The organism is Leeuwenhoekiella sp. W20_SRS_FM14 (assembly GCF_052119605.1).
Lineage (GTDB): Bacteria > Bacteroidota > Bacteroidia > Flavobacteriales > Flavobacteriaceae > Leeuwenhoekiella.
This window is the reverse complement of record NZ_JBGQOK010000003.1, coordinates 165556-192028: the sequence shown is the minus strand read 5'-3', so window position 1 is coordinate 192028 and position 26473 is coordinate 165556. Positions and strand designations below refer to the sequence as shown.

General features: G+C 38.4%; 23 protein-coding genes. 22 read left to right on the top strand and 1 reads right to left on the bottom strand.

All coding sequences use genetic code 11. From position 1 onward, the window contains the following. Positions 1–2 precede the first annotated feature (2 nt). Genes uxaC through ACEN25_RS06965 form a run of 8 tightly spaced genes read left to right on the top strand, consistent with a single transcriptional unit; the run spans position 3 to position 8976 of the window. Positions 3–1430: a glucuronate isomerase gene (gene uxaC / locus ACEN25_RS07000; RefSeq protein WP_441802300.1), complete on the top strand. Its 1428-nt coding sequence runs from the start codon at positions 3–5 to the stop codon at positions 1428–1430. Between the two features lie 5 nt (positions 1431–1435). Beyond that, complete coding sequence (locus ACEN25_RS06995) at positions 1436–2443, top strand: sugar kinase (protein ID WP_441802299.1); 1008 nt, start codon at positions 1436–1438, stop codon at positions 2441–2443. Positions 2444–2451: 8 nt separating this feature from the next. Beyond that, entirely contained in the window at positions 2452–3123 is a 672-nt protein-coding gene (locus ACEN25_RS06990) for a bifunctional 4-hydroxy-2-oxoglutarate aldolase/2-dehydro-3-deoxy-phosphogluconate aldolase (protein WP_441802298.1), read from the top strand. Continuing rightward, the gene (locus ACEN25_RS06985) at positions 3120–4112 is read left to right on the top strand and encodes a TRAP transporter substrate-binding protein (protein ID WP_441802297.1); all 993 of its coding nucleotides are present in this window, start codon (positions 3120–3122) and stop codon (positions 4110–4112) included. Before ACEN25_RS06990 ends, ACEN25_RS06985 begins: the two co-directional genes overlap by 4 nt. A gap of 1 nt (position 4113) precedes the next feature. Then, positions 4114–4584: a TRAP transporter small permease gene (locus ACEN25_RS06980; protein WP_035899733.1), complete on the top strand. Its 471-nt coding sequence runs from the start codon at positions 4114–4116 to the stop codon at positions 4582–4584. Next, entirely contained in the window at positions 4581–5867 is a 1287-nt protein-coding gene (locus tag ACEN25_RS06975) for a TRAP transporter large permease (protein ID WP_441802296.1), read from the top strand. The genes ACEN25_RS06980 and ACEN25_RS06975 overlap by 4 nt, the downstream gene beginning before the upstream one ends. 26 nt (positions 5868–5893) lie before the next feature. Then, entirely contained in the window at positions 5894–7333 is a 1440-nt protein-coding gene (locus ACEN25_RS06970) for a tagaturonate reductase (protein WP_441802295.1), read from the top strand. A gap of 26 nt (positions 7334–7359) precedes the next feature. Then, positions 7360–8976, top strand: a complete 1617-nt coding sequence (locus ACEN25_RS06965) for a UxaA family hydrolase (protein ID WP_441802294.1) — start codon at positions 7360–7362, stop codon at positions 8974–8976. A 34-nt stretch (positions 8977–9010) separates the two neighbouring features. On the opposite strand, the gene ACEN25_RS06960 is transcribed toward ACEN25_RS06965, so the two are convergent. Further along, complete coding sequence (locus ACEN25_RS06960; protein WP_441802293.1) at positions 9011–10057, bottom strand: LacI family DNA-binding transcriptional regulator; 1047 nt, start codon at positions 10055–10057, stop codon at positions 9011–9013. A gap of 253 nt (positions 10058–10310) precedes the next feature. Here ACEN25_RS06960 and ACEN25_RS06955 point away from each other — a divergent pair, with 253 nt between their 5' ends. From ACEN25_RS06955 to ACEN25_RS06890, 14 genes are all read left to right on the top strand, one after another. Further along, positions 10311–11765, top strand: a complete 1455-nt coding sequence (locus ACEN25_RS06955; protein WP_441802292.1) for a glycoside hydrolase family 28 protein — start codon at positions 10311–10313, stop codon at positions 11763–11765. A 48-nt stretch (positions 11766–11813) separates the two neighbouring features. Continuing rightward, complete coding sequence (locus tag ACEN25_RS06950; protein WP_441802291.1) at positions 11814–14921, top strand: SusC/RagA family TonB-linked outer membrane protein; 3108 nt, start codon at positions 11814–11816, stop codon at positions 14919–14921. Between the two features lie 4 nt (positions 14922–14925). Further along, positions 14926–16554, top strand: coding sequence for a RagB/SusD family nutrient uptake outer membrane protein (locus ACEN25_RS06945; protein ID WP_028376208.1), 1629 nt, complete (start codon positions 14926–14928; stop codon positions 16552–16554). 189 nt (positions 16555–16743) lie between these two features. Next, complete coding sequence (locus ACEN25_RS06940) at positions 16744–16824, top strand: hypothetical protein (RefSeq protein ID WP_441802489.1); 81 nt, start codon at positions 16744–16746, stop codon at positions 16822–16824. A 19-nt stretch (positions 16825–16843) separates the two neighbouring features. Beyond that, on the top strand, positions 16844–18736 hold the full coding sequence (locus ACEN25_RS06935) for a pectinesterase family protein (protein ID WP_441802290.1): 1893 nt from the start codon (positions 16844–16846) through the stop codon (positions 18734–18736). Between the two features lie 3 nt (positions 18737–18739). Next, positions 18740–19522 (top strand): rhamnogalacturonan acetylesterase, encoded by a 783-nt coding sequence (locus ACEN25_RS06930; RefSeq protein ID WP_441802289.1) that lies wholly within the window; start codon positions 18740–18742, stop codon positions 19520–19522. Positions 19523–19545: 23 nt separating this feature from the next. Then, the gene (locus tag ACEN25_RS06925; protein WP_441802288.1) at positions 19546–20361 is read left to right on the top strand and encodes an SDR family oxidoreductase; all 816 of its coding nucleotides are present in this window, start codon (positions 19546–19548) and stop codon (positions 20359–20361) included. A 72-nt stretch (positions 20362–20433) separates the two neighbouring features. Further along, the gene (gene uxuA, locus ACEN25_RS06920) at positions 20434–21600 is read left to right on the top strand and encodes a mannonate dehydratase (RefSeq protein WP_441802287.1); all 1167 of its coding nucleotides are present in this window, start codon (positions 20434–20436) and stop codon (positions 21598–21600) included. Positions 21601–21603: 3 nt separating this feature from the next. Next, positions 21604–21948 (top strand): cupin domain-containing protein, encoded by a 345-nt coding sequence (locus ACEN25_RS06915; RefSeq protein ID WP_441802286.1) that lies wholly within the window; start codon positions 21604–21606, stop codon positions 21946–21948. Positions 21949–22150: 202 nt separating this feature from the next. Beyond that, entirely contained in the window at positions 22151–23122 is a 972-nt protein-coding gene (locus ACEN25_RS06910; RefSeq protein WP_441802285.1) for a tetratricopeptide repeat protein, read from the top strand. An 89-nt stretch (positions 23123–23211) separates the two neighbouring features. Then, positions 23212–24261 (top strand): flavin monoamine oxidase family protein, encoded by a 1050-nt coding sequence (locus ACEN25_RS06905; RefSeq protein WP_441802284.1) that lies wholly within the window; start codon positions 23212–23214, stop codon positions 24259–24261. Between the two features lie 13 nt (positions 24262–24274). Continuing rightward, a complete protein-coding gene (locus tag ACEN25_RS06900; protein ID WP_441802283.1) occupies positions 24275–24928 on the top strand; it encodes a YIP1 family protein in 654 nt (217 codons plus the stop codon). 8 nt (positions 24929–24936) lie between these two features. Continuing rightward, on the top strand, positions 24937–25587 hold the full coding sequence (locus tag ACEN25_RS06895) for a hypothetical protein (RefSeq protein WP_441802282.1): 651 nt from the start codon (positions 24937–24939) through the stop codon (positions 25585–25587). A 66-nt stretch (positions 25588–25653) separates the two neighbouring features. Further along, complete coding sequence (locus ACEN25_RS06890; RefSeq protein WP_441802281.1) at positions 25654–26361, top strand: DsbA family oxidoreductase; 708 nt, start codon at positions 25654–25656, stop codon at positions 26359–26361. Positions 26362–26473 lie beyond the last annotated feature (112 nt).

Genomic DNA, 26473 nt, shown 5'->3' with positions numbered 1-26473 from the left:
AAATGAGTTCAACTAAGACGTCAAGTCACGTAAATAGCACGTTTATCACAGATAATTTTTTACTGCAAAACAAATTTGCAGAAGATTTGTATCATAATTATGCTGCTTCACAGCCTATAATAGATTATCACAACCATTTGCCACCTGCAGAGATTCTTGCAGACCATCAGTTTGAAAATCTTACTCAGGTTTGGTTAAAAGGAGATCATTATAAATGGCGTGCAATGCGTGCGTTAGGTATAGATGAACGTTTTATTACCGGTGATGCTACAGATGAAGAGAAGTTTTTAGCCTGGGCAAAAACAGTTCCGCATACCCTGCGTAACCCATTATATCACTGGACGCATTTAGAATTAAAACGCTATTTTGATATTGATGAATTGCTAAATGAAGAAACTGCACCGGCTATTTATAAAGAGGTAAACCGAAAGCTTCAAACTCCTGAGTATAGCGTACACGGGCTGCTTAAAAAAATGAATGTAGAGACCGTTTGTACAACAGAAGACCCTCTAGATTCACTCGAATTTCACAAAGCTTTTGATGCTAAAAAAGCCGGACTCAAAATGAGTACCGCATTTAGACCAGATAAAGCAATCTTAATAGAAGCTGATACTTACAATGCATACCTTGATGATTTAGCAGACGTTTCGGGGGTGCGTATTGATGCTTACGAAGATTTAAAAGAAGCATTACGTAAGCGTATCGAATATTTTAATGAAAACGGATGCACGCTTTGTGATCACGGTTTAAATTATGTTTCCTGGGAGCCGGTATCAGAAGAAGAGGTTAAGCGACTATTTAAAAAACGAAGAGGCGGTGCTCAATTAACACATCTCGAAGCAGAACAATTTAAAACCGCAATTCTGGTATTTCTAGGAGAAGCCTATCACGAATTTGGGTGGGTACAGCAGTTTCATTTAGGTGCATTGCGTAATAACAATAAGCGTATGCTGAGCCAGTTAGGGCCAGACACGGGATGGGATTCTATAGGAGATTATAAGCAGGCAGAAGGTTTATCAAACTTCTTAAATGCGCTTGATAGTACAGACAAATTAACAAAGACCATCATCTACAACCTTAACCCTGCAGACAATGAGATTTTTGCAACGATGATAGGTAACTTTAATGATGGTAGTGTACGAGGCAAAGTGCAATGGGGATCTGGCTGGTGGTTTTTAGACCAGAAAGACGGTATGGAAAAACAACTGAATGCGCTTTCTAATATGGGGCTGGTAAGTTGTTTTATAGGTATGCTTACAGACAGCAGGAGCTTTTTGTCGTTTCCGCGTCACGAGTATTTTAGACGTATACTTTGTAATTTATTAGGTAAAGAAATGGCAGCGGGAGAGATCCCAAAAGATATGGATCTGGTAGGTAAAATGGTAGCAAACATAAGTTATCACAATGCTAAGAATTATTTCAACTTTTAAATTTAATGGCTGAAACCAAAAACATAGTAACCTTTGGGGAAGTGTTGTTGCGTCTTTCTCCTGCAGAGAATCGTAAACTTATGCAGGCAACTTCTTTAGACTTTTTCTTTGGAGGTACAGAGATGAATGTAGGTGCTTCATTATCGTATTTAGGCGAATCAGTTAAGCATATTACTGCAGTTTCTAATGATCTGGTAGGTGATGCGGCTATCGCAAGTATGCGTCAATACGGTCTAAATGTTTCTTCAGTACAAAAGGTAAATCATCCTATAGGTCAATATTTACTTGAAGTAGGCTCGGGAATGCGTAGCAGCCAGATCGCTTATAACAGACTCAACGGCTCTTTTGCTAATATTCAGGAAATAGATTGGGATACTCAATTTGAAGATGCAGATTTCTTTCACTGGACCGGGATTTCACCCGCAATTTCAGAAGGGGCATACCAGGCTTTAAAAGCGGCTTTAGTTTCCGCGAATGCGAAAGGATTACATATTACCGCAGATCCTGCATACCGAAGTAATTTATGGCAGTATGGCCGTAAAGGTCAGGAAGTTTTGAAAGAACTGGTAAGCTTATCTACAATTTTCATTGGGGGTGTTAATGAGATTAATGAGATTTTAGGAACTTCATTTAAACTCGATAAGGACGGCTTTATTGAAGCTAGTAAACACCTTATGAATGCCTGTCCCAATATCACACAGGTTTTTGATAAAATACGTACCGGTGTAAGTGCCTCGTGGCAGAAAATTTACGGCAGAGCCTGGGTTGATAACACCTACTTAGAAACGTCAGAATTAGAGATAACACAAGTGGTAGATCGTATAGGTACCGGTGATGCATACGCAGCAGGACTTATTTATGGCCTAAGACATTTTGATGCCGAAAAAGCGCTTGATTTTGCAAATGCTGCCTGTGCTTTAAAGCATACCATTTTAGGAGATGTAAACCTTGTTTCGGTAGCAGAAATTACTGAAGTGATGCAAGGAAATACAGGAGGAAGAATTAAAAGATAATATAAATAATGGCAAAATATACGCGAATAGAAGCGGTTACCCGAATGCACGAAAACGGAATTGTTCCGGTTTTTTATCATCAGGATATCGAAGTTTGTAAACAGATTTTAAAAGCCTGTTACGATGGTGGATCTCGAGTTTTTGAGTTCACAAATAGGGGAGATTATGCACACGAGGTTTTTGGCGAATTGAATAAATATGCTAAGGCAAACCTTAACGGTATGATCTTAGGTGTTGGATCTGTTTTAGATGCCGGTACAACTTCATTATACCTTCAGTTAGGAGCAGATTTTATAGTTTCTCCTATAGTAAATGCAGAAATGGCAAAGGCTTGCAACCGTAGAAAAGTAGGGTGGATGCCCGGCTGTGGTTCGGTTACTGAAATCTCATATGCTGAAGAATTAGGTGCTGAGGTAGTTAAGATCTTTCCGGGCCAGCAAGTAGGTGGGCCAGAGTTCGTAAAAGCAGTTAAGGGCCCCTTGCCGTGGGCGAGTATTATGCCTACCGGTGGTGTAAGTCCTACCGAAGAGAATTTAAAGTCCTGGTTTAATGCCGGTGTGCATTGTGTAGGTATAGGCTCAAAACTCTTTATTAAGAATGCAGCGGGTGCCTTTGATTACACCGCAATAACAGCAAAAATTGAAGAAGCTCTTGATCTTGTAAAAAAGATTAGATCATGAACATTTACTCAAAATATATAGTATTCTTCTTAAGTACAGTATTACTGTTAAGTAGTTTTAGTTGTGCCGAAATAAGTGATACCCGGGTTATTAAATTGGCGCACGGCTTAGATGTTACACATCCCGTACATAAAGCAATGGTCTTTATGGGAGAGCGCCTTGAAGAAAAATCTGGAGGTAAATTATCTCTAGATATTTATCCCAGCCAGCAATTAGGTTCAGAACGCGAGTGTCTAGAACTTTTACAGATAGGAAGTCTGGGAATGACAAAAGTTTCAACAGGAGTTTTAGAAAATTTTGCACCTCAATTAAAGGTTTTTGGACTGCCATTTTTGTTTAGAGATGCTGACCACCGTTTTGCAGTTTTAGAAGGTCCTATAGGGGAAGAATTATTAAATGCTAGTATTCCGCAACGACTTAAAGGCTTAACATTTTATGATGCCGGTAGTAGAAGTTTTTATACAAAAGAGCCGGTAGAACATCCTGAAGATTTAAAAGGATTAAAGTTGCGTGTGATGGAAAGTCAGACCGCGATGAATATGGTTAAAAGTTTAGGAGGCTCTCCTACACCTATCGCCTGGGGAGAGTTATATACAGCATTGCAACAGGGTGTTGTAGACGGTGCCGAAAATAACTTACCTAGTTTTTTTCTATCTCATCACTACGAGGTTTGTAAATACTTTATCGTTGACGAGCATACCGCTTTACCAGACGAATTATTAATAAGTACGGTAATCTGGAATAAGCTTTCTCAACAGGAACAAAAGTGGGTAAAAGAAGCTGCGATGGAGTCTCTAGAATATGAGAAAAAAATCTGGCACGAGGCCGAAATGGAGGCACTAAGTGAAATTGAAAAAGCGGGGGTTAAAATTATTAGACCAGAGAAAGAACCGTTTAGAGCATTAGTGCAACCTATGTACACTGAATTTGAACAGAATCCCGAGATGAAAAAGTTAATCGAAGCCATTCAAGCGGTAAAGAGTGAATAGTATGAAAAAAACATTAGATAAAATTTTAGGTTCGATTTTGGTTTTTTTGATGGCCTCAATCGTTATAGCGGTTCTTTGGCAGGTATTCTCGAGATATGTGTTGCAATCTGCGAGTTCGTTTACCGAAGAGATTGCACGCTATCTGTTAATTTGGATAGGTATTCTGGGAGCGGCTTATGCTTCAGGACAGCAAGAGCATCTGGCAATTAATATTCTTCCGCCTAAATTAAATCCTGAAAATCGCATAAAGCTGCGTATCGGCATTAATATTTTGATTATGCTCTTTGCATTTTTTGCATTAATCATAGGTGGAGGTAATTTAGTGTATGTTAATTACGAGTTGGGACAATATTCTGCTGCTTTAGGTTTGCCTTTAGGAGTTGTGTATATGGTTCTTCCCATTAGTGGGATTTTAGTTATTATATATAAAGCTATAGAATTAGCGAATCCTAAAAAATACTTGTTATCATGATTGAAATTTTAATTCTTGTACTCGTATTTTTTGTATTGCTTGCAATAGGAGTTCCTGTGGCGTGGTCTATTGGGATCTCGTGTTTACTTACCATCATGGTTTCTATAGATTCATTGGCTAGTTTTACTACCATTGCACAGCGTATGGCAACTGGTCTCGATAGTTTTTCACTTCTCGCTATACCGCTATTTGTACTGGCAGGACAAATAATGAATCAGGGAGGTATTGCCCTACGGCTTATAAATTTTGCAAAGGCTTTAATGGGGGCTTTACCGGGGGGGCTTATCTATGTTAATGTAATTGCTGCGATGCTTTTTGGAGCAATCTCAGGTTCTGCAGTAGCGGCAACATCTGCAATAGGTGGTATTTTAGGACCTTTTATGGAAAAAGAGAACTACTCTAAAGAATTTGGTGCAGCAATAAACATCACGGCCTCTACTACTGGATTAGTGATACCTCCTTCAAATGTACTTATTGTTTATTCTTTAGCGAGTGGTGGTGTATCTATCGCATCTTTATTTCTTGCAGGTTATATACCTGGTATTTTAATGGGATTAGCGCTTATGGTTGTCGCGGCATTTTGGATTAAGAAAAAAGGATATCCTGCAGGAGAACGTAGTAGTATGGGTGTTGTTTTGCGCACTTTTTTTGATGCGTTACCTAGTTTATTTTTATTAGTTGTAGTTATTGGCGGGATCGTTACCGGTGTATTTACAGCTACCGAAGCTTCAGGTATTGCTGTATTATACACCTTAGTTTTATCATTCGCCTATCGCGAATTAAAAATATCAAGTTTAAAAAGCATCTTTTTAAGTTCGGTAGGTACAACGGCGATTGTGATGTTACTAATTGCGACTTCTATGAGTATGTCGTGGGTGATGTCTTTTGAAAATATTCCGCAGAACGTAAGCGCAGCTTTATTGGCACTTAGCGATAATAAATTTGTGATACTTATTATCATAAACGTCTTACTACTTTTTGTAGGTACGTTTATGGATATGACTCCAGCTGTTTTGATTTTTACACCTATTTTCTTACCTGTGGTAACAAGTATGGGCGTAGACCCTGTGCAATTTGGTATTATGATGGTAATGAATTTGTGTGTAGGATTATGTACACCACCGGTGGGAGCCGTTCTTTTTATTGGAGTAGGGGTAGCAAAAACATCAATTCAAAAAATCATGAAACCGCTTTTACCGCTCTATGCGGTAATGGCTATCGTTTTACTTTTAGTAACGTTTATACCGGCAATCAGTCTTTGGTTACCATCTTTATTTGAATAATTTAAATCCCTAACGTAAACAACCCGATGAAAAATTTAACCAGACAAAACTCAGGATATACTGAAAAACTACCCATAAAGGTTATTCAATATGGAGAGGGTAATTTTTTAAGAGCTTTTGTAGATTATATTATAGATAAACTCAACAAAGAAGCCCAGTTTAATGCAGGTGTTGCTGTAATACAGCCACTCGCAGGAGGACTAATACAAATGCTTAATGAGCAGGATGGTCTTTATAATCTGTTTTTAAAAGGAATTAAAAATGGTAGTGAGACCGAAGAAATTCATACCATTTCATGTATTCAAAAAGGGATTAATCCATATGAAGATTATGCGGCTTATTTAGCATTAGCTGAAGAAGAAGCGTTAGAATTTTTGATTTCTAATACTACAGAGGCAGGTATAAGTTATGATGATCAGGATACGTTGGAAGGTGTTCCGCATAATAGTTTTCCAGCAAAAGTGACTGCATTGCTTTATAAACGCTTTAAGCACTTTAAGGGAGCTGCAGATAAAGGTCTGACCATTATTCCGTGTGAATTAATCAATCACAATGCAGATACACTTAAGAAAATAATTTTGCAGTATGCAGACTTATGGGAACTTAGCGATGATTTTAAATCCTGGATTGAAACTCACAACAGTTTTCACAATACATTAGTAGATCGTATCGTACCCGGCTATCCTAAAGACGATATAGAATTATATCAAAGTCAGCTAGAATTTAAAGATAATTTGATTGTTTCTGCAGAGACTTTTTTACTGTGGGTTATTGAAGGTGGAGCAGCTTTAAAAGCTAAAATTCCCTTTGATAAAATAGATGAGAATATTCTCGTCGTTGATGATATGCAGCCGTATAGAACGCGTAAAGTACGTATTTTAAATGGTGCACATACTACTATGGTCCCTTTTTCTATTTTATATGGTAACGATACGGTAAAAGAAACGATAGACAATTCTTTTACAGGAACCTTTGTGCGTGATGCAGTATTCAATGAGATTAATCACACATTAGATTTACCTGACGAGGAACTTAAGACGTTTGCAGATGCAGTATTTGATCGATTCAGAAATCCGTTTATAAAGCATCAACTTTCGAGTATAGCACTTAATACTGTTTCTAAATTTAAGGTTCGTGTTTTACCAAGTTTATTGGCTTATCATGAAAAATACAATCGATTACCAATAAATCTTACCTTTGCACTAGCGTGTTTAATTCGGTTTTATAGAGGCAGCTATAAAGAGCAGTCTTTACCTGTACAGGATGATGCTGAAGTGGTTGCAGTATTTAATAAATTATGGGCAACTCATGATTATAAACTCATTGCACATGAAGTTCTGAGTTATACAGCATTTTGGGATCAGGATTTAACTAAAGTCGATGATCTTGAAGATCAAATCTCAAAAGCATTAGATCTAATTGATACACACGGTATAGAAGAAGGATACAATAAATTTAAAGGTTAAAATTGGCCTTTTTAATATAGAATAAAATGATAAGTAAGCTTATAAAAGTACATCCCAGCGATAATGTAGCCGTAGCACTTGTAGATTTATATACGGGAGATAGCTTACAATTTGAGGGAAAGACACTTTTGGTATTAGACGACTGTAAAGCGAAGCATAAAATTTCGTTAGTTGATCTCGCTCCAGGAGATTCTATTTATATGTACGGTGTTTTAGTGGGTAAGGCTTTAAGTCAGATACCAGTGGGCGGAGTACTTACTACTCAAAATGTAAAACATGAGGCAAATTCGGTATCTCAAAAAACAGAAACTACTTCGTGGACAGCTCCAGATATCACCAAATGGAAAGACCGAATCTTTATGGGATACCATCGAGAAGACGGTCAGGTAGGGACCGCAAATGTATGGCTGTTTTTTCCATTGGTATTTTGTGAAAACCGAAATATCGAATTATTAAAAGATGTTTTCGAAAAAGAACTTTCATTTCATAAAGCTAGCCGTCAACGCCAATTATTGCGCAACCTAATTCAAGGTGTACCTGAAGATACCGAGGTAGCAGAAATTGAAGAAGAGCAAGCTATTTTTGATAATATTGAGGTGAAATTTATAACCCATCAGGGTGGTTGTGGGGGTATTCGACAGGATGCTGTCGCACTTTCAAAATTACTGGCAGGTTATGTAAATAACCCTAATGTTGCCGGGGCAACTGTATTGAGTTTGGGTTGTCAAAACCTGCAAATAGACATCTTTAAAAATGCTCTTGCGGGTATAACTTCAGATGTAAAAAAGCCTGTTTTAATTTATGAGCAGCAAGCTGAAGGAACCGTTGATGCGATGCTTGCCAGGATAATTAAAGATTCTTTTGAAGGTATTAAAAAAGCAAATGGCATACAGCGCAAGCCTGCGTCTATTGCCAAGTTAAAAATGGGATTAGAATGTGGTGGTTCTGATGGGTTTTCCGGTATATCAGCTAATCCTGCATTAGGATATGCTTCAGATTTGCTGGCAGCAGTAGGAGGCTCTCCTATACTTTCAGAATTTCCTGAACTATGTGGCGTAGAGCAAGAACTAGTTAATCGTTGCGTTAACGACGAAGATGCATCTCGTTTTATGCAACTGATGAAAGCTTATGAAAAATCTGCTATCGATGCAGGTTCTGGCTTTGATATGAATCCGTCACCAGGGAACATCAAAGATGGTTTAATTACAGATGCGATGAAATCTGCAGGTGCAGCAAAAAAAGGTGGCACATCACCTATACAGGCGATATTAGATTACGGCGAATACGTAACTAAACCGGGATTAAACCTGTTATGCACACCAGGAAATGATGTAGAAAGTACAACGGCTATGGTAGGTTCTGGAGCTACAGTTGTGGTATTTACAACCGGGTTAGGAACACCTACAGGAAACCCAATTGCTCCGGTTTTAAAGGTAGCTTCAAATAGTACCCTAGCCAGACGTATGCCAGATATTATAGATATAGATAGCGGCGGGGTTATACGTGGCGAAAAAACCATTGAAGAGATGGGAGAAGAAATTCTAGAATACGTAATACAGGTTGCAAGTGGTACAATTGAATCTAAAGCAGATATTCTGGGGCAAGACGATTTTATTCCGTGGAAAAGGGGCGTCTCCTTATAATTTAAAAAATAGCGTTAATAACTACCTAAGGGAGTTACAGACTTACTGCAACTCCCTTTTTTAATGAAGTCTCACGTTCATAAAGTTCTGGCATCAAAACTACCTTTTTCTCAACTTTAAGGCTTTTAGATTGTTCATTTATTTGTTCTAGAAAAACCTGTGCAGCAATTTGGCCCATCAGCATAGGAGTTTGACCAACACTGGTTAACGGGCACTCCAGATATTTTGTAAAAGGTTCATTACTAAAACCTACCACGCCTACCTCTTCGGGTATTTTTATTCCGCGGCTGCGTAGTTCTCGTAATCCACCCAGAGCTACATAATCGCTGGCCGAAAAGAAAGCATCAAATTTTATATTCTTATCAAGAAGCTCTTTTACAGCGTCAATACCCGCTTCAACGGTACTGCTAACCTCTAAAATGAGGTTTTCATTTATAGCTATATCATAGGCTTTTAAGGCTGCAATATAACCGTTATAACGATGCTTGTATATTTCTAATTTAGGATCACCACCTATATGTACAATTTGTTTATATCCTTGTTGAATTAAATGCTCTGTCGCCATAAAAGCACCTTCAAAATCATTTATGGTAACCGAACTGACACCTTTAATATTTTTTTTACGGTCAAAAAAGATAAGCGGTACGCCGTCGTCCTGTATTTCCTGAATATGAGATAAGTCTTCTGTTGTTTTAGAAACCGAAATAAAAATACCGTCTATATGCGTATTGAGTAGGGTTTTAATCTGGCGGGCTTCATTTGCCACATCTTCATGTGACTGGCAAATGATAACGTGATATCCTTTAGGGGTCAGTTCTTCTTCAATACCTCGTATTACTGAAGCAAAAAAAGTGTGATTAATATACGGTACGACAACTCCCACGTTAAAGGTACGACCACTTTTAAGTGCGAGAGCTAAAGTATTTTGCTGGTAATTTAATTCTTTTGCCATTTTCAAGACCAGTTCTTTGGTCTTGGGACTTACCCGGTTACTATCATTTAATGCTCGGGAAACAGTCGCTGCACTGATATTTAATTTTTTTGAAATATCATAAATGGTAATCTTTTCTTTTTGGCGCATGTCGTAGGGTATGTAATCGTTTTCAATTTAAAATAATTTTTCAATTCGAGACACTTTTGCTTGTATTTATAGCATTCTTTTTTGGATTTAATGAGTGGTTTCTGACTTAAACAAATAAATTGTTTAAAATAAATGAATATTTAATAATTCTTTAAGCATTTTATTTGCATAATCATATTAAATAATTACTTTTATGCAATCGATTGTATTTTATGTTGCAATTGTGAATGCTTTAATCTTGAAAATATTTTCAATGTCTAATCAAAAAAGAAATCGATTGCGTAAAATTTCGCTGACTGTTTGCCTAATAGTTATAGGAGTATTCGTAGCATGTAAAAATCAATCTCAAACGGGGGGAATCCAGGAAGCTACATTAGAAGTTGACCCTTGGCTAGAAGCAGATCGAATCATAGAAAAAATAGGAACTATAGAATTTCCTGACATACAATTTATAATTACAGATTATGGTGCTGTTGCAGATGGCAAAACTTTAAATACTCAGGCTTTTAAGAACGCTATTGAAAAGTGTAATGCTTCGGGAGGTGGTCGTGTTATTGTACCTGCGGGAACTTATCTAACGGGGCCTATTCATTTAAAAAGTAATGTTGACTTGCATCTTGAAAAAGGAGCAGAAGTACTGTTTACTAAAGATCACCAAGCGTATTTACCGGCGGTACACACCTCATATGAAGGTATGGAGATTATGAATTACTCCCCCTTAATTTATGCTAAAGGGCAAAAAAATATCGCAGTAACAGGAAGCGGAACGTTCAATGGACAGGCTAGCAATGAAAATTGGTGGCCGTGGTCTGGAGCAGAACGTTATGGGCATCAAGAAGATACTCCTCAACAAAAAGATGAACACAATTTGCCGACACTATTTAAAATGATTGAAGATGGTGTTGCTATTGAAAATCGGGTTTTTGGAGCAGAACATCAATTGCGTCCTTTATTTTTTCAGGCTTTAGAATGTGAAAATGTATTAATTCAGGGGGTGACATTTACTAATGCACCGTTTTGGGTTATACACCCTTTAAAATCAAAATATATAACGGTAGATGGCGTAACGGTGAACAGTCACGGTCCTAACAATGATGGTTGCGACCCTGAATATTCGAGTTATGTGCACATTACCAATTGTAAATTTAATACCGGTGATGATTGTATTGCGATCAAATCTGGTCGTAATGCAGACGGTCGTCGTGTAAATATTCCTAGTGAGAACATAGTCGTAGAAAATTGCGAAATGAAAGATGGTCATGGTGGTGTGGTAATGGGAAGTGAGATTTCGGCAGGGGTGCGCAACGTTTTTGTACGCAACTGTGTTATGAACAGTCCTAATCTTGATAGAGCAATACGCATTAAAACAAATACACTTCGTGGAGGTTTTGTCGAAAATCTTTATGTAAAAGATATTGAGGTAGGGCAGGTTAAAGAAGCTGTACTTAAAATCAATTTATATTATGGGATTTACGGAGTTCAGGAAGGGGAATTTATCCCCACTATAAAAAACATAAACCTCGAGAATATTACAGTAGAAAATGGGGGTGAGTACGGAGTTTTAATTAAAGGAAGACCCGAAAAGTTGATATCGGGAATTACGTTAAAGAATGTGACTATAAATGGTGCACAACAACCCACATCAATAGAAAATTGCGAACCAATAACATACATCAATACCAAAATAAACAATACCATTATGAAATAAACCAGACTGCTTATTTAAAAATTTACACACACAATTAAACTTATTAAAATGAATTATTTAATTACTCATCTCCTCTTTCGAGGAAAAAAGAGAGGACTGTTTGTACTTGCTTTCAGTCTCTGTTCTTTATTCGGCTTTAGCCAGAATGCGCGTACCATTACAGGAACGGTTTCAGCAGCTGATGACAGTATGCCTTTACCCGGAGTTAACGTATTAGTTGAAGGTACAAATGCTGCAACTGTTACTGATTTTGATGGAAATTTTCAGTTAGAAGTTACAGGTAATGACGCAACACTTGTTGTAAGTTATGTAGGTTTTTTAACCAAACGTCTGCCGGTAGGCTCTCAAAGTAGTTTTACGATATCGTTGGAGACCGATGTTCAATCTCTAAGTGAGGTGGTTGTCGTAGGATATGGTACCGTTAAAAAGTCAGACCTTACCGGTGCAGTAGGTACGGTTGACTCAGGAAGTTTAACCGAACGTAACCTTACAAATCCTGTTGAATCTTTACAGGGGCTGGTTGCCGGTGTTGAGGTAAGTAATTCAACCGGTCGTATTGGCGATGGTTACAACATTACTATACGTGGTCAAAATTCTATTGGCGGTGGCGGTAATCCTTTATTTGTGGTTGACGGTGTACCTACAGATAATATTGATTTCCTCAATCCTCAGGATATTGAGCGTATGGATATTCTAAAGGATGCTTCCTCTACAGCGATCTATGGTTCTCGGGGATCTAATGGTGTTGTAATCGTCACAACACGCAGTGGAGCAGGTGCAAAAGGTGGCCTCACCGTAAGTGTAGAATCATTTGTAGGAGTCAAAGATGTTGCGCGTTTACCTAAATTTATGGATCCGCAGACGTGGTGGGAATATCACCAGGGTGCTTATTTAGCTACTGCTGCTAAAGACCCAAACACCGGTGCAGTTACTGAGGCGACTTTATTTGATGCAGTTGCAGGGACAGGAAATTCAGAACTATTTAGACGTGTAGCTGCAAACCAGTCCTTTGATTGGTATGATGCTGTTTTAAAAACAGGTATTCAACAAAACACTTATGTAAATGCATCTGGAAGAGCTGAAAACGGTTTAGGATATAACTTAGGATTAGGGTACCAGACAGAAACCGGAAACATAGAAAATGAAGAATTAAATAAATACACGTTAAAACTGGGTGTAGATCATAAGATTAATGAGAAGTTTATCTTAGGCACAAATATTACGGTAACTTTAACAGATCAGGATCAGGGTAGTGATATAGCCATGCAGGAGGCTTTTAGATTAAATCCTTTCTTAGATCCTTATGACCTTGATGGAGAAACGCTATTTCCACTACCCGGAAAACTAGTGGGTCCAGACGGAAATTTTATTATAGATAAGACCAGTACATATAATCCTCTTTTAGAAATTGAAAATGCAATCGATAACATTCGTAGATGGAATATAATCGGGAATACGTATTTTGAATATAAGCCTCTAGAATGGTTGTCCTTTAAGACCTCGCTGGCTGCAGGATATTCAGATAATCGCCGAGGAAGATCTTGGGGACCACTTACAGATACCGGTAGTAAAAACAACGATCTGTCTTCTGCTCGATTGGATCAGATACAAAACTTCAATTATACCTGGGATAACCAGTTTAATATAACGAAGACTTTTAATGAAGTACATAATGTAAATCTTTTAGGTTTATACAGTATGTTTTCAGACCGTAATGAGAGTTCATTTGCTTCTTCTAGAAATATGCCTTTTGATACCAGTTTTTACAATATAGGTAGTGGGGAACAGGGCACTTATGATTTAGGTTCTAATTATTTTAAAACTACATTAAGATCCTACGCATTACGATTTAATTACTCGTATGACGATAAATATTTACTTACACTTTCTAATAGATGGGATGGTTCTTCAGTATTTCCTGAAGATAACCGTTGGGATTCATTTCCTTCAGCAGCATTGGGGTGGAATATCTCTAACGAAGATTTCTTAACCGAGTCTGCTGTTGTAAGTAACTTGAAACTTCGTGCTAGTTTTGGTTATACCGGGAATAATAAAATTAATCCGTATTCCTCATTAAATACACTAGATACACAAACGTATTATGATTATGCAGGTCAGTCTTCAAACGGATTTATATCTAACCAGATTGCAAACGCACAATTAAAGTGGGAACGTACCCGTGAATTTAACGTAGGTCTTGATTTCGGTTTATATAGAGATCGTATTACAGGTAGTATCGATGTTTATGATCGTTTATCTGATGATTTACTATTTACTCAGGATTTACCAAGCGAAACCGGTTTTGCAAATATCGCAGCAAACGTTGCTTCTGTAAGTAACCGTGGGGTAGAGATCGCACTTACAACACGCAATATCCAAACAGAGGATATCACCTGGACAACGTCGTTTACTTTTACTAAAAATACTAATGAATTACGCTCTATTTACGGGCAGGATCAGGTAGATGATGTGGGTAATAACTTGTTTATAGGAGAGTCGCTAGATGCGCTTTATAATTACAAGTTTACCGGAATCTGGCAAGCAGATGAGATTGATGAAGCTGCAGGTTATGGGTTAAAAGAAGGGCAGGAAAAACTTCTCGATGTCAATGGTGACGGTAAATACACACCAGATGCAGATCGTGTTATTTTAGGATCTACAAATCCAGACTGGACGGGTAGTTTCTTTAGTTCTTTACGCGTTAAGAATTTTGACCTATCTACTTCAGTAATAGTTACTCAGGGAGTTTTAGTTTACAGTAATTACCATGCAAATTTTGCAGATACCCGTGATCGCGGTCGTCAAAAATTAGATATAGACTGGTATATACCTGCAAACGATGCCGGTATTCCTGCCAGAGCTTCTAACACACATCCACAACCTCGTAACGAAGGTAGCTTTTGGAGAAATAATGGAGTAGGCTATTACAGAGATGCGTCTTTTGTTAAAGTAAAAAACATAGCCTTAGGATATAACTTGAGTGGTAAAGCATTAGAATCTTTAAACCTTTCACAGCTACGCGTGTATGCTAACGTACTCAATCCATTTGTTTTTACAGAGTATGATGGGTACGATCCCGAGTGGGCAGGGGCATCACTTCAAACAGGAAGACCTAGTTATGTTACCTATCAGGTAGGTTTTAATTTAAAATTTTAAGAAGATGAAAAAGACAAGATATATAATAGGATGTCTGGTACTGCTGCTCGCGGTGACCAGTTGTCAGGATTTTTTAGAGGAGGAAAATGAGTCGTTTGCCGTTGCCGAAGAATTCTATCTTACAGCAGAAGGATACCAGTCGTTGATTAATGCAAATTATTCACAACTACGTGAACTTTACGGAAATGAACCATGGTTGTATGCCTGCGGAACAGATTTATATGCTGAAGGGCGTGATGCCGAACCTACGGGACTAAGCCAATATACAGATCTTAACCCTTCATCTGAAGGTGTAGCAGCACTGTATGATAACGCTTATAAAGCGATTCAAACCGCAAATACCGCTATTTTTTATGCAGACTTAACTGCAAATACCAGTGTACTTACGCAGCAAATAGGACAGGTACGCTATTTAAGAGCAAATGCCTATTTCTTATTGGTTCAAACTTATGGAGGTGTACCTTTAGTTACAGAGTATTTCAAAGAGCCGGTTCTTAGTTTTGACCGTGATTCTGCAGAAAACATCTACAGTTTTATTATAACTGAACTAGAAGGAGCACTAAATCAGGTAGCTACAGGTGCTTTTCAGGGAAAAGTAACACAGCGTGCTGTAAACCATTTATTAGCTAAAGTGTACTTAACCAGAGGTTATGAAGATTTTGGTACACAGGCAGATTTTGATACGGCTGCAAGTTATGCAGATGCTGCGATTGCAGGAGAGCGTTTAACGCTGCCATTTGATGAATTATGGGCACCGGGTAATCCCACGTATGCAATTAATTCAGAAACATTATTTTCTGTACAATATGATCCTAAATCGGTGAGTACAGACCCTCAGACTTTGGGGCATCAACAAACATCGTATTTTGGACCGTATCAAGGTGGAACTGAAGTAGCTGGCAATGCACCGAGTAGAAGGTATTTATTATGTCCTACTCAATTTGCTATTGATTTGTTTACTGAAGACGATACCCGTTATAATGCGACATTTATGGTTGAGGTTTATAATCGTTATTTTGACTTTTACGATGTAGAAGATACGAGTACTCTTCCTGTAGCGCATTATTACGCGCCAGCCTGGGAGGCAACTCCTGCAGACAAGGCTGCTTATATGGCTGCACATCCTGAAGCTGTTTATCACGATTATGGTAGTTATGTACCTTCAGTAAATCCTTCAACAGATTATCAAACTATTCCGGTTAGAAAATTTGATGATCCTGCAGCTCCATTTGGTGGAAGTACCAGCAGAAGAGATATTATTTTATCACGATTAGGAGAAACCTATTTAATTGCTGCAGAAGCATATCTTCAAGCAGGCGATCCGGCAACGGGTTTATTACGTCTTAACGAAGTACGCAGGCGTGCAGGAGTTGTTCCAGCGCAAGCGGGAGACTTTGATATAGATTATATTCTTGATGAGCGTGGACGTGAATTATTAGGAGAGTATCACCGTTGGTTTGATTTAAAACGTACCGGCAAATTGGTTGAGCGTGCTTCTGCTTATCATTATCTGGTTAATGAAGCTAATTTTCAAGGAGCTAACGGCGAATTAAAAATTCTAAGACCTTTACCACAAACCGCTATCGATTTAAATCAAAACAGAGATTTTCAACAAAATCCTGCGTATCAATAGCCTTAATTAATTGCAAAAACAAAGAAAAAAGCTTGCCGGTTTCGGTTAAGCTTTTTTCTATTTTTAGAAAAATGCAGAATCTAAACCTTATAGAATATTTAAAACGGATATCACTCTTTGCCTATATACTCGCACAAAGCTTTACAAATTCGGCTCAGAAAAGCATTCACCGCCAAACCCGGAAAATGGGTGGGAGCAAAAGTGGGTATATTTAGCGTAAGCAGTCTAGATGCAAAACGTGGCGGTTACGCAGACTTTGATTTTTTTTAGAATTACAAAATAAAAAGCGATGTATAGAATTTTAAGCTTGTTTACTCTTTTTTTAATACTTACCGATAGTTGTATTGCGCAGAAAAAGGAGATTGAGGTAAAACCTTACACGATTAGCACCACTTATAAGAAACTAAAAAAAGAGTATCCGTTTATCACACCGGTTACAACTTTAAAAGAAGCCCAATTTTCTGCGGAAGAAGACGTCGTTTATGCCCGTGTTTCTGGGAAAGATTTAAAAGCAGACGTGTATTACCCCAAGAATAAATCAGCAACAAGTCCGGCGGTTTTACTGGTTTTTGGAGGCGGCTGGATTAGTGGAAGTAAAGAAAATGTAAGGCCTATGGCACAGCATTTAGCTAACAATGGGTTTGTAGCAGTTACTGCAGAATACCGTTTAAGCACAGATACACCTTTTCCCGGGGCAGTTTTAGATTTAAAAGCGGTTTTACGATTTATGAGGGATCACGCAGAGAAGTACAACATCAATCCAGATCAAATTGCAATTCTGGGTAATTCTGCCGGTGCTCAACTGGCCACTATAGTAGGAGTTACAGGTAATTCAAAAAGATTTGATAGTACAGATTATAAAACGTCAGATGCAGTGCAGGCAATTATTAATGTTGACGGTATCGTTTCTTTTATTCACCCGCAGGCTGAAGAAAGTGAGATCGCAGGGAAGTGGCTAGGCGGTTTACAAGATGAAAACCCAAAAAAATGGAAAGAAGCTTCTCCATTAGAATATGTAAATGCCACTACACCACCCACGCTTTTTATAAACAGTACCGTATCTCGTTTTCACGCTGGTCGTGATGATATGGTTTCTCTATTAAACGAGTACGGGATTTATAATGAAGTACATACCATCCCAGAAACACCGCATTCGTTCTGGTTAATGAATCCCTGGTTTGAAAAAACATTACAGTACAGCCTATCATTTTTAAACCGGATATTTATTGCGGAAACAGCTCGTGTTTACCACAAGATTACAGTTGCTCAAGACGGCAGTGGTGATTTTAAAAGTATACAGGAAGCCATAAATAGTACCCGCGATTTGGGTCCTGATTACGTGCGTATATTTATAAAAAAAGGAATTTACAACGAGAAAATCACCATCCCAGCCTGGAAGCGAAAGATTGCCCTAATAGGAGAAGACCGTGATCAGGTTATTTTGGTAAACAGCGATTATTCAGGGAAAGTAGATGCGGTGACCCAGGAGGTTTTGAATACGTTCACTTCGGCTACTCTAAAAGTTGAGGGACAGGATTTTTATGCTGAAAATTTAACCATACAAAATACGTGGTGTGAAAAAGGGCAGGCAGTATCGTTACACGCGGCAGGAGATCGTTCTGTATTTAAAAATTGTAAAATTTTAGGATGTCAGGATACTGTTTATACTGCCGGCGAAGACAACCGTATGCTATTTGAAAATTGCTACATTGAGGGAACAACAGATTTTATATTTGGGCAGGCAACGGCATTCTTTGATAACTGTGAGATTAAAAGTCTGGCAGATTCATATGTTACGGCAGCTTCAACCCCAGCAAGACAGCAATACGGTTATGTATTTTCAGATTGTACACTTACTGCAGATGCTGCAGTCTCAAAAGTATATTTAGGCAGACCCTGGAGACCTTATGCTAAAACCGTTTTTTTAAATTGTAAACTGGGAGCCCACATACTTCCCGAAGGTTGGGAAGTCTGGGATGGCGATGTCATGTTTCCCCACAAAGAGCGTACGGTTTTTTATGCGGAATATAACAGCAGCGGTGCAGGAGCAAACCCTCAAAAACGTGTATGGTGGTCGCATCAGATTTATGAAAACGAGTTAGCTCAATACACTAAAGCTTCCGTTTTAAAAGGCCATGATAACTGGAATCTTGATGCATATTCTTCAATCTTAAACAATTAAAAAATGAATATAAAACAGCTACTCTTTAGTTTCTTATTTGCTTGGGTTACGTTAGTTTCCGCGCAGCAAAAAACCACATTGTATCTCATAGGAGATTCTACAATGGCAGATAAAAAAAATCCTGAGGTTAATCCTGAACACGGCTGGGGACAAATGCTTCCAGATCTTGTGAGTGATTCCTTAATTATAAGTAATCACGCAGTAAACGGTCGCAGTAGTAAAAGTTTTATAACAGAAGGCCGCTGGCAGGTAGTTTTAGATTCGCTGAAGACGGGGGATTATCTATTTGTACAATTTGGTCATAATGACGAAAAAATTCTAGACAGTACACGCTACACCTTCCCGTTTACGCAATACCGCTACAATTTGGAGCGATTTGTAAACGAGTCGCGAGCTAAAGGTGCGATTCCCGTTCTACTGTCGTCTATTGTGCGACGTAATTTTAATGATGCCGGTGTTTTAGTAGATACGCACGGGGACTATCCGCTAGTAGTACGCATGACCGCAAAAGATCTTAATGTACCATTTCTAGATCTTCAATTTCTAACTGAAAGACTTGAAAAAGGATATGGAGTAGAAGGTTCTAAACAGCTGCATTTGCATTTTGCAGCCGGTGAAAACACGTATTACAAAACCGAAAAACACGATGATACACACCTTTCTAAATTAGGGGCAACTTTGGTCGCTACATTAGCATTACAGGAAGTTGTACGACAGGGTTTAGCATTAAAAACCTATATAAAAGATTCCGTTTTAAGCAAAGAAATTGTTTCTTTAAAAGACTAAACAATAACCAAAAAACCAAGAATATGAAATCGTTGATTTCTGTAGAGAATAAAATAATTGTAATTAGCGGAGCAACCGGTGTTCTGGGTGAATCGATGACTCGATCACTAGCTGAAGCAGGCGCTCACGTCGTGATTTTGGGGCGTAGCAAAGACAAAGTTGATGCGCTGGTAAGTAGCATCAAGCAACATGGGCACGAGGCCACCGGCGTAGTGGCAGATGTAACCAATAAAGAAGCTTTGATGCTGGTAAAAGAGGAAATTGCAGAGCATTTAGGTTATATAGATGTTTTGATTAATGCCGCAGGCGGCAATATGGCCGGAGCTTTAATTATGCCTAACCAGACGCTTGCAGATGCAGACTTAGAGCAGATGCGTAAGGTGATCGATTTGAATTACATAGGAACCTTTTTGCCTACGCAAATTTTCCTTCCGTTATTAGAAAAATCAGTAAAGGCGAGTGTGGTTAATATCTCATCAGTTGCAGCTCATTTACCTCTTACACGGGTGATGGGCTATGCTTCAGCAAAATCTGCTATTGAAAATCTTACGCAGTTTCTGGCAGTAGAATTTGCACAAAAGCAGGAAAATCCGGTTCGGGTAAATGCATTAGCGCCGGGCTTTTTCTTAACCGAGCAAAACCGTGATTTATTAACCAATAAGGATGGGAGTCTTACCGATCGAGGTGAAAAAATCATCGCACATACACCCCTGGGAAAATTTGGTAACCCTGAAGATTTAAATGGTGCCATTCACTGGTTGTGCAGCGATGCCGCAAGTTTTGTTACCGGTACAGTTGTCACTGTAGATGGTGGTTTTAAAGTATTTGCAGGCGTTTAATGCTGCATTTTAATTTCAAATTTAGAATTAGGCAGATGCTTTTGCGATCTGTTATCCTTTAAAAGTTATAAGATGAATCAAACAATGCGTTGGTACGGGCCTAAAGATCCTGTATCGCTTCAAGATATAAGACAGGCAGGTGCAACCGGTGTGGTACACGCGATGCACGAAATTAAAAACGGAGAAATCTGGACACTCGAAGCGCTTGAGAAGCGTAAAGCCGAAATTAATGCGGCAGGTTTAGACTGGCATGTGGTTGAAAGTTTACCAGTAACCGAGCCTATGAAAACCCGAACCGGAGTGTTTCAGAGGCATATAGAGAATTACAAGATTTCGCTTCAGAATTTAGGTAAGATAGGTGTAAATGTGGTGTGTTATAATTTTATGCCCGTGTTAGACTGGACGCGTACTCAACTGGCATATCCGCTGGCAAACGGAGCAACGGCATTGCGTTTTGAATGGGCACTTTTAGCAGCTTTTGACTGTTTTATGCTTAAACGTAACAATGCAGAGCGAGACTATAAGGAGTCTATACTTGCAGATGCGAAACATTTTATGAATACCGCTTCTGAAGCAGAAAAAAAGAAATTAGAAAGTGCAATAATTGCCGGACTACCTGGAGCAGAAGAAGGGTATACCTTAACTGCTTTTCAAGAAGCTTTAGATACTTATGCAACTATTGACGAGGCTAAAGCTCAAGAACATTTAAAGCTATTTTTAGATGCAGTCTTACCCACTGCAGAGCAGGCAGGTGTAGCGATGGCGATACACCCAGATGATCCGCCGCACGCGTTCTTTGGCTTGCCACGTATTATGAGCAAAGCTTCAGATGTCGCTCGTTTATTGGCAGATAATTCTAGTGCTTTTAACGGAATTACGTTTTGCACCGGCTCTTTTGGAGCACGACCAGATAATGATTTGGTACAAATGGTTAAAGACTATGGCAGCCACATTCATTTTATACATTTGCGCAGTACAAGACGCGATACCAGCGGCAGTTTTTATGAAGACAATCATTTAGAAGGTGACGTGCCTATGCCGGCTGTGATTTACGAATTATTAGAAGTAGAAAAGCAACGCGGTAAACAATTACCTATGCGTCCTGATCACGGGCATCAGATGCTCGATGATTTAAAGAAGCCTTTGGCGCACCCGGGATATACCGCAATTGGCCGTTTAAAAGGTCTGGCAGAATTACGTGGCGTTATTGCCGGAATCGAATTTATGCAAAACCGATAATCAATGTCCATAAAAAGGGAAATCGATTTATTTTTTAAATCTAATAAAGCTAATTGGGAACAGGCAGATAGCGGGATTACCCGTCAGATTGTAGCGCACAACCAAGACCTTATGGTCGTAAGTGTAAAATTTAAACCCGGAGCCATAGGCCGTATTCACGACCATTTGCACACACAAGGATCTTATGTGGCTTCGGGTAAATTTAAGATTACCATTAATGGTAACAGCGAAATTCTGGAAGCCGGTGATGGTTTTTACGTTCCCCCGCACGCACCCCACGGTGCCGAATGTCTGGAAGAAGGGATTCTCATAGACGCCTTTAATCCGGCTCGGGAAGATTTTTTATAAAACTTGAAAAGCGGCTTTTTAGCTGCTTTTTTTTTGCGCTAATGCTGAATTGGTATCAGAATATAATGATGAAAATTTCGAGCTAATCAGCCACAAATGAGAAAAGCTGTAATTAGGATTTAAAATTATATACTATCTTGTTAATATAATTACAGATAATGATTAATCTGTGAGATAAAAGTCTGCTATTTAAATTTTAAGGATGAAAAAAACACTACTATTTTTAAATGTTATGCTCGGGTTTTTTGCGGCGTTTGCTCAGGAAGAAGGCGGTTCTCAACAAGATATTCTTCTCAGCCAATTATCAAAAAATGCTTGTGAGTGTATAGATGCGATAAGTACTTACGATAAGCATAGGGCAGAGGTTGCTTTAGAAATCAATAAATGCCTTGACGAGTTAGCCGGTGCATACCAGATGGGTTCAAAATTTCAAAATATAAATCCTGATAAAGATGCGGTGGTAAGTGAAGATGGTAAACAAAAAATAGATATTGTCATAAATACTAATAAGGAGTCTGATGAATACAAAGATTATTATTATACAGTAGAGCGTTATATGATGCAAAATTGTATGGCTTTAAAAGAGACGATTACAAGTAATGACAAACAAAGCGATAAATCACTGTCTGAAAATCGCAAAGCCTATATGTATTATGTTGATGGTGTTGATGCTTCAGAAAATGAAGAATTTGCGAAGGCTGCTGCCTATTTTGAAAAAGCAGTCAAAGAAGATCCTGATTTTGCATTTGCGTGGGACAATCTGGGATTGATGTATAGAAAGCTGAACAAATTTGACGAGGCAATCGCAGCTTATGAAAGCTCGATACAAGTTGATCCCTATGGCTTGATGCCCTTACAAAATATTGCCATCGTTTATCAGTATAAAGAAGACTACGCCAACGCTCTAAAATCGTATGAACGTCTGGCAGCAATAGATGCCAGTAATCCTGAGGTATTTTACGGTATAGGAACCATTTATGCGCTAAAACTAAATGAAAATGAGAAAGGGCTTGAGGCAATGTGTAAGGCTTATAAGCGCTATATTGAACTTAAATCGCCCTACAGAGCAGATGCTGAAAAAGTGATGCGCATTATTTATGCTGAAATGAAAGAAGCAGGTAATGAAGCACAATTTAATCAGATCTTAGAAGCAAACGATATTAATACGGATTAGAATGTGAAGAGTCTATGAAAATGGATTTTTTCAAATTAACTTCACTTTATTATATTACAATTAATTCAAAGCTTCCTTAATTTTACTAGATGATATTAATAATAGGTGCGGGTTTAAGTGGGTTGTTAACAGGATACCGTTTACAGCAAAAAGGAATTCCTTTTAAAATTTTGGAGGCCAGAGATCGGGTAGGAGGTAGAATACATACCGCGTTTGATACCGCTGAGAGGCCGGTAGAATTGGGTGCTACCTGGTTTGGTGATCAACATACATATTTAATCGCTTTACTAAAGGAGCTTGGCCTTTCTTCTTTTGAACAGTATATGACGGGTACGGTGTTTTTTCAGCCGTTTTCTACTTCTCCGGCACAATCTATTCAAGTACCCAGCCAACCGCCCAGTTATCGTATTGCCGGCGGCACTTCGCATTTAATACAAACACTTTATAAAAAGTTAGCTAAAAATGCGGTTTTGCTCAATCAGCCGGTTAACGAAATTCAGTTTCATTTTGATAAAGTAGTCGTTAAAGCGCGTGATGTTTTTGAAGCCGATAAAGTGGTTCTTGCGCTTCCGCCAAAATTGTGGTCTAAGCGTATTCAATTTTCACCGGCTTTACCCGATTTAATAACACATACGGCTCAACAAACACAAACCTGGATGGAAGATTCTATCAAAGTGGCACTAACTTTTAAGACACCATTCTGGGAAGAAAATAAGCTGTCTGGAACCTTGTTTAGCAATACCGGACCTATAATTGAATTTTACGACCACTGCGATCACAAGCGTTCTAAATATGCGTTGTGTGGTTTTATGAATGCTTCTTATAAGTTGCTTGATGCTACTGAACGCCAGATGCGGGTTATGAACCAGTTAAAAAATGTTTTTGGCGAACCGGTAACCCGTTTTATTGAATATAAAGAATGCATCTGGAGCCGGGAAACGCATACCTATGAATCTTCTGAGAGTCCGCTTTTTCCTCATCAAAATAATGGGAATCCTGTTTTTCAGGATTCATTTTTTGAAGACAGATTACTGGTGTCGGGTTCAGAAACGGCAACTGAGTTTCCGGGATATATGGATGGTGCTGTATATGCAGCAAATGAAACCGCTCAAAAATTAATTGCTAGCGAAAACCCTTAAAATAAATTAGCCTATGCAACAAACTACTCCTCCTCAAGAATCTGTAGAAAACCTGACAGACCGTGAACTATTTACGCGTATATGGGTGTTTCCGCGGGAAGTATTCAAATTTATAGAAGCTAAAAAATACGATGAGCACGTTTATATATTACTCATTTTAGCAGGAATTGTACGTGGCTTTGATCGTGCATTAGATAAAAATTTAGGAGATAATTTAAGTTTGGGAGCCGTACTGGGTTTTAGTATTGTAGGCGGTGCTCTACTAGGGTGGGTGTCGTATTATATTTATGCTTCGTTACTTAGTTATACCGGTAAATGGGTAGGTGGTAAGGCAGATTCAAAAAGTATTCTACGGGTATTGGCCTACGGGTCGTTACCTATGATTTTAACTCTTGTTTTTTTAGTACCTCAGGTAGGTATTTACGGAATAGCATTATTTCAGGCAGAGGGTGATATTACCAGCGGCGGAATGTTAGAAAATATTGCATTTTGGGGTTCGGTTTTATTAGAAACGGTTCTGGTAATTTGTTCGCTTGTTCTCATAATTATAGGTATTTCTGAAGTGCAACAAAGCTCAATAGCTACTGCAATCTTAAATCTGCTATTGCCTATAGTTATTTTCATCTTACCCATTTTACTTATTGCAGGTCTTTTTTCAGTATTATAAACTAAAATATGTACAAAAAGCTAGTAGTTTTAGTTGCTTTAGTGTTTTTAAGTTCTTGCGCTGCTAAGTTAAATGGTTTACAGGCGTATCAGGATTTAATTAATCGCGAACCTATTATAGATTTTAAATCCTATCTACCGGAAGAAACACCGCTTTTAAAATCTAATACCGACTATAAATTCAGTTTAAAAGTAGAAGATCCTGTACTTATTTATAAAGCCGATTCGTTGACTCGATCTAATTTTAAAATGCTTCAGTTTGCTCCGAAACCAGATAGCATTTATCGTATTTCGGTATATAGTCTATGTGATTGTTTAGGCATTAAAAAACAGTTATTTGTACCTCAAATGCGGCTAACAGACATTGAGGGTAATAGTTTTAAGGCGAACCTGGTGGCGCAGAAAATAGATTATCCTAAAAAAAGTAAGGCAAAGGCACTTTCATTTATGCGAGAATATGTTTTGGTAGATTCATTACCAGAGACGCTACGTATTTATATCTATTCAGACAACTCGAGACCGGGTCAGGAAGTAGATAAATTTTCAGTTAATACATTGGCCGGTTTGTTTCCACTTACGATACCTTTTTCTCTAAAATCAACTACTGTAGGAGATTTTGTCATTCGCGTTTCGGCAGCGCCTAAACTTAGCCCATTGTAAGGTATACGCTGTTTTTACGACTAGTATCTGGTAACCCCTATAAATTATAACATGACACCAAATACAATGAAAGTCGAAATATGGAGTGATATCATGTGTCCGTTTTGCTATATAGGCAAGCGTAATTTTGATAAAGCTTTAGAGCAGTTTTCACATCGTGACCGCATAGAAGTTATATGGAAGAGTTTTTCATTAGCACCAGATCTTAAAACAGATGCAACGATACACAGCAAACAGTATTTACAAGATCGCAAGGGTATGAGTGCAGAGCAGGCACAAAATGCGATAGATCACGTAACCGATTATGCTAAGGCAACCGGTCTTGATTTTGATTATGATAAGGTAATTGTCGCAAATACACATAAAGGGCATCAAATGATACATCTTGCTGGTCAGCAAGGTCTGCAGGATGCTATGAAAGAACGCTTGTTGAAAGCGTATTTTATAGACGGTTTAAATGTAGATGATACAAATGTACTTGTACAGTTGGGTGTAGAAGTAGGCCTTACTGAAGAAGCGATACATACCGAATTGAGAGAAGAGAACTTTGCTGCTTTTATAGAGCAGGATATAGCAGAAGCACAGCAACTGGGAGTAAGCGGTGTTCCATTTTTTGTTTTTGACCGAAAATATGCGGTTTCTGGAGCACAACCCGAAGAGCAATTTTCTGAAGTTATTGATAAAGCATACAGCGAGTGGCACGCTAAACACAATTCGCTAGAATTTGAAGTGATGCAAGGGCAGAGCTGCGATGCAGATGGAAATTGTGATTAAGAAAAATAGAACTAGTACATTATTGATGAGCGCTTTCAGAATCCTGAAAGCGTTTTTTTTTAGTGCACGGTAAATTTTTGACGATTTGTTCTAGTTTCTCTCAGAGTAAGTT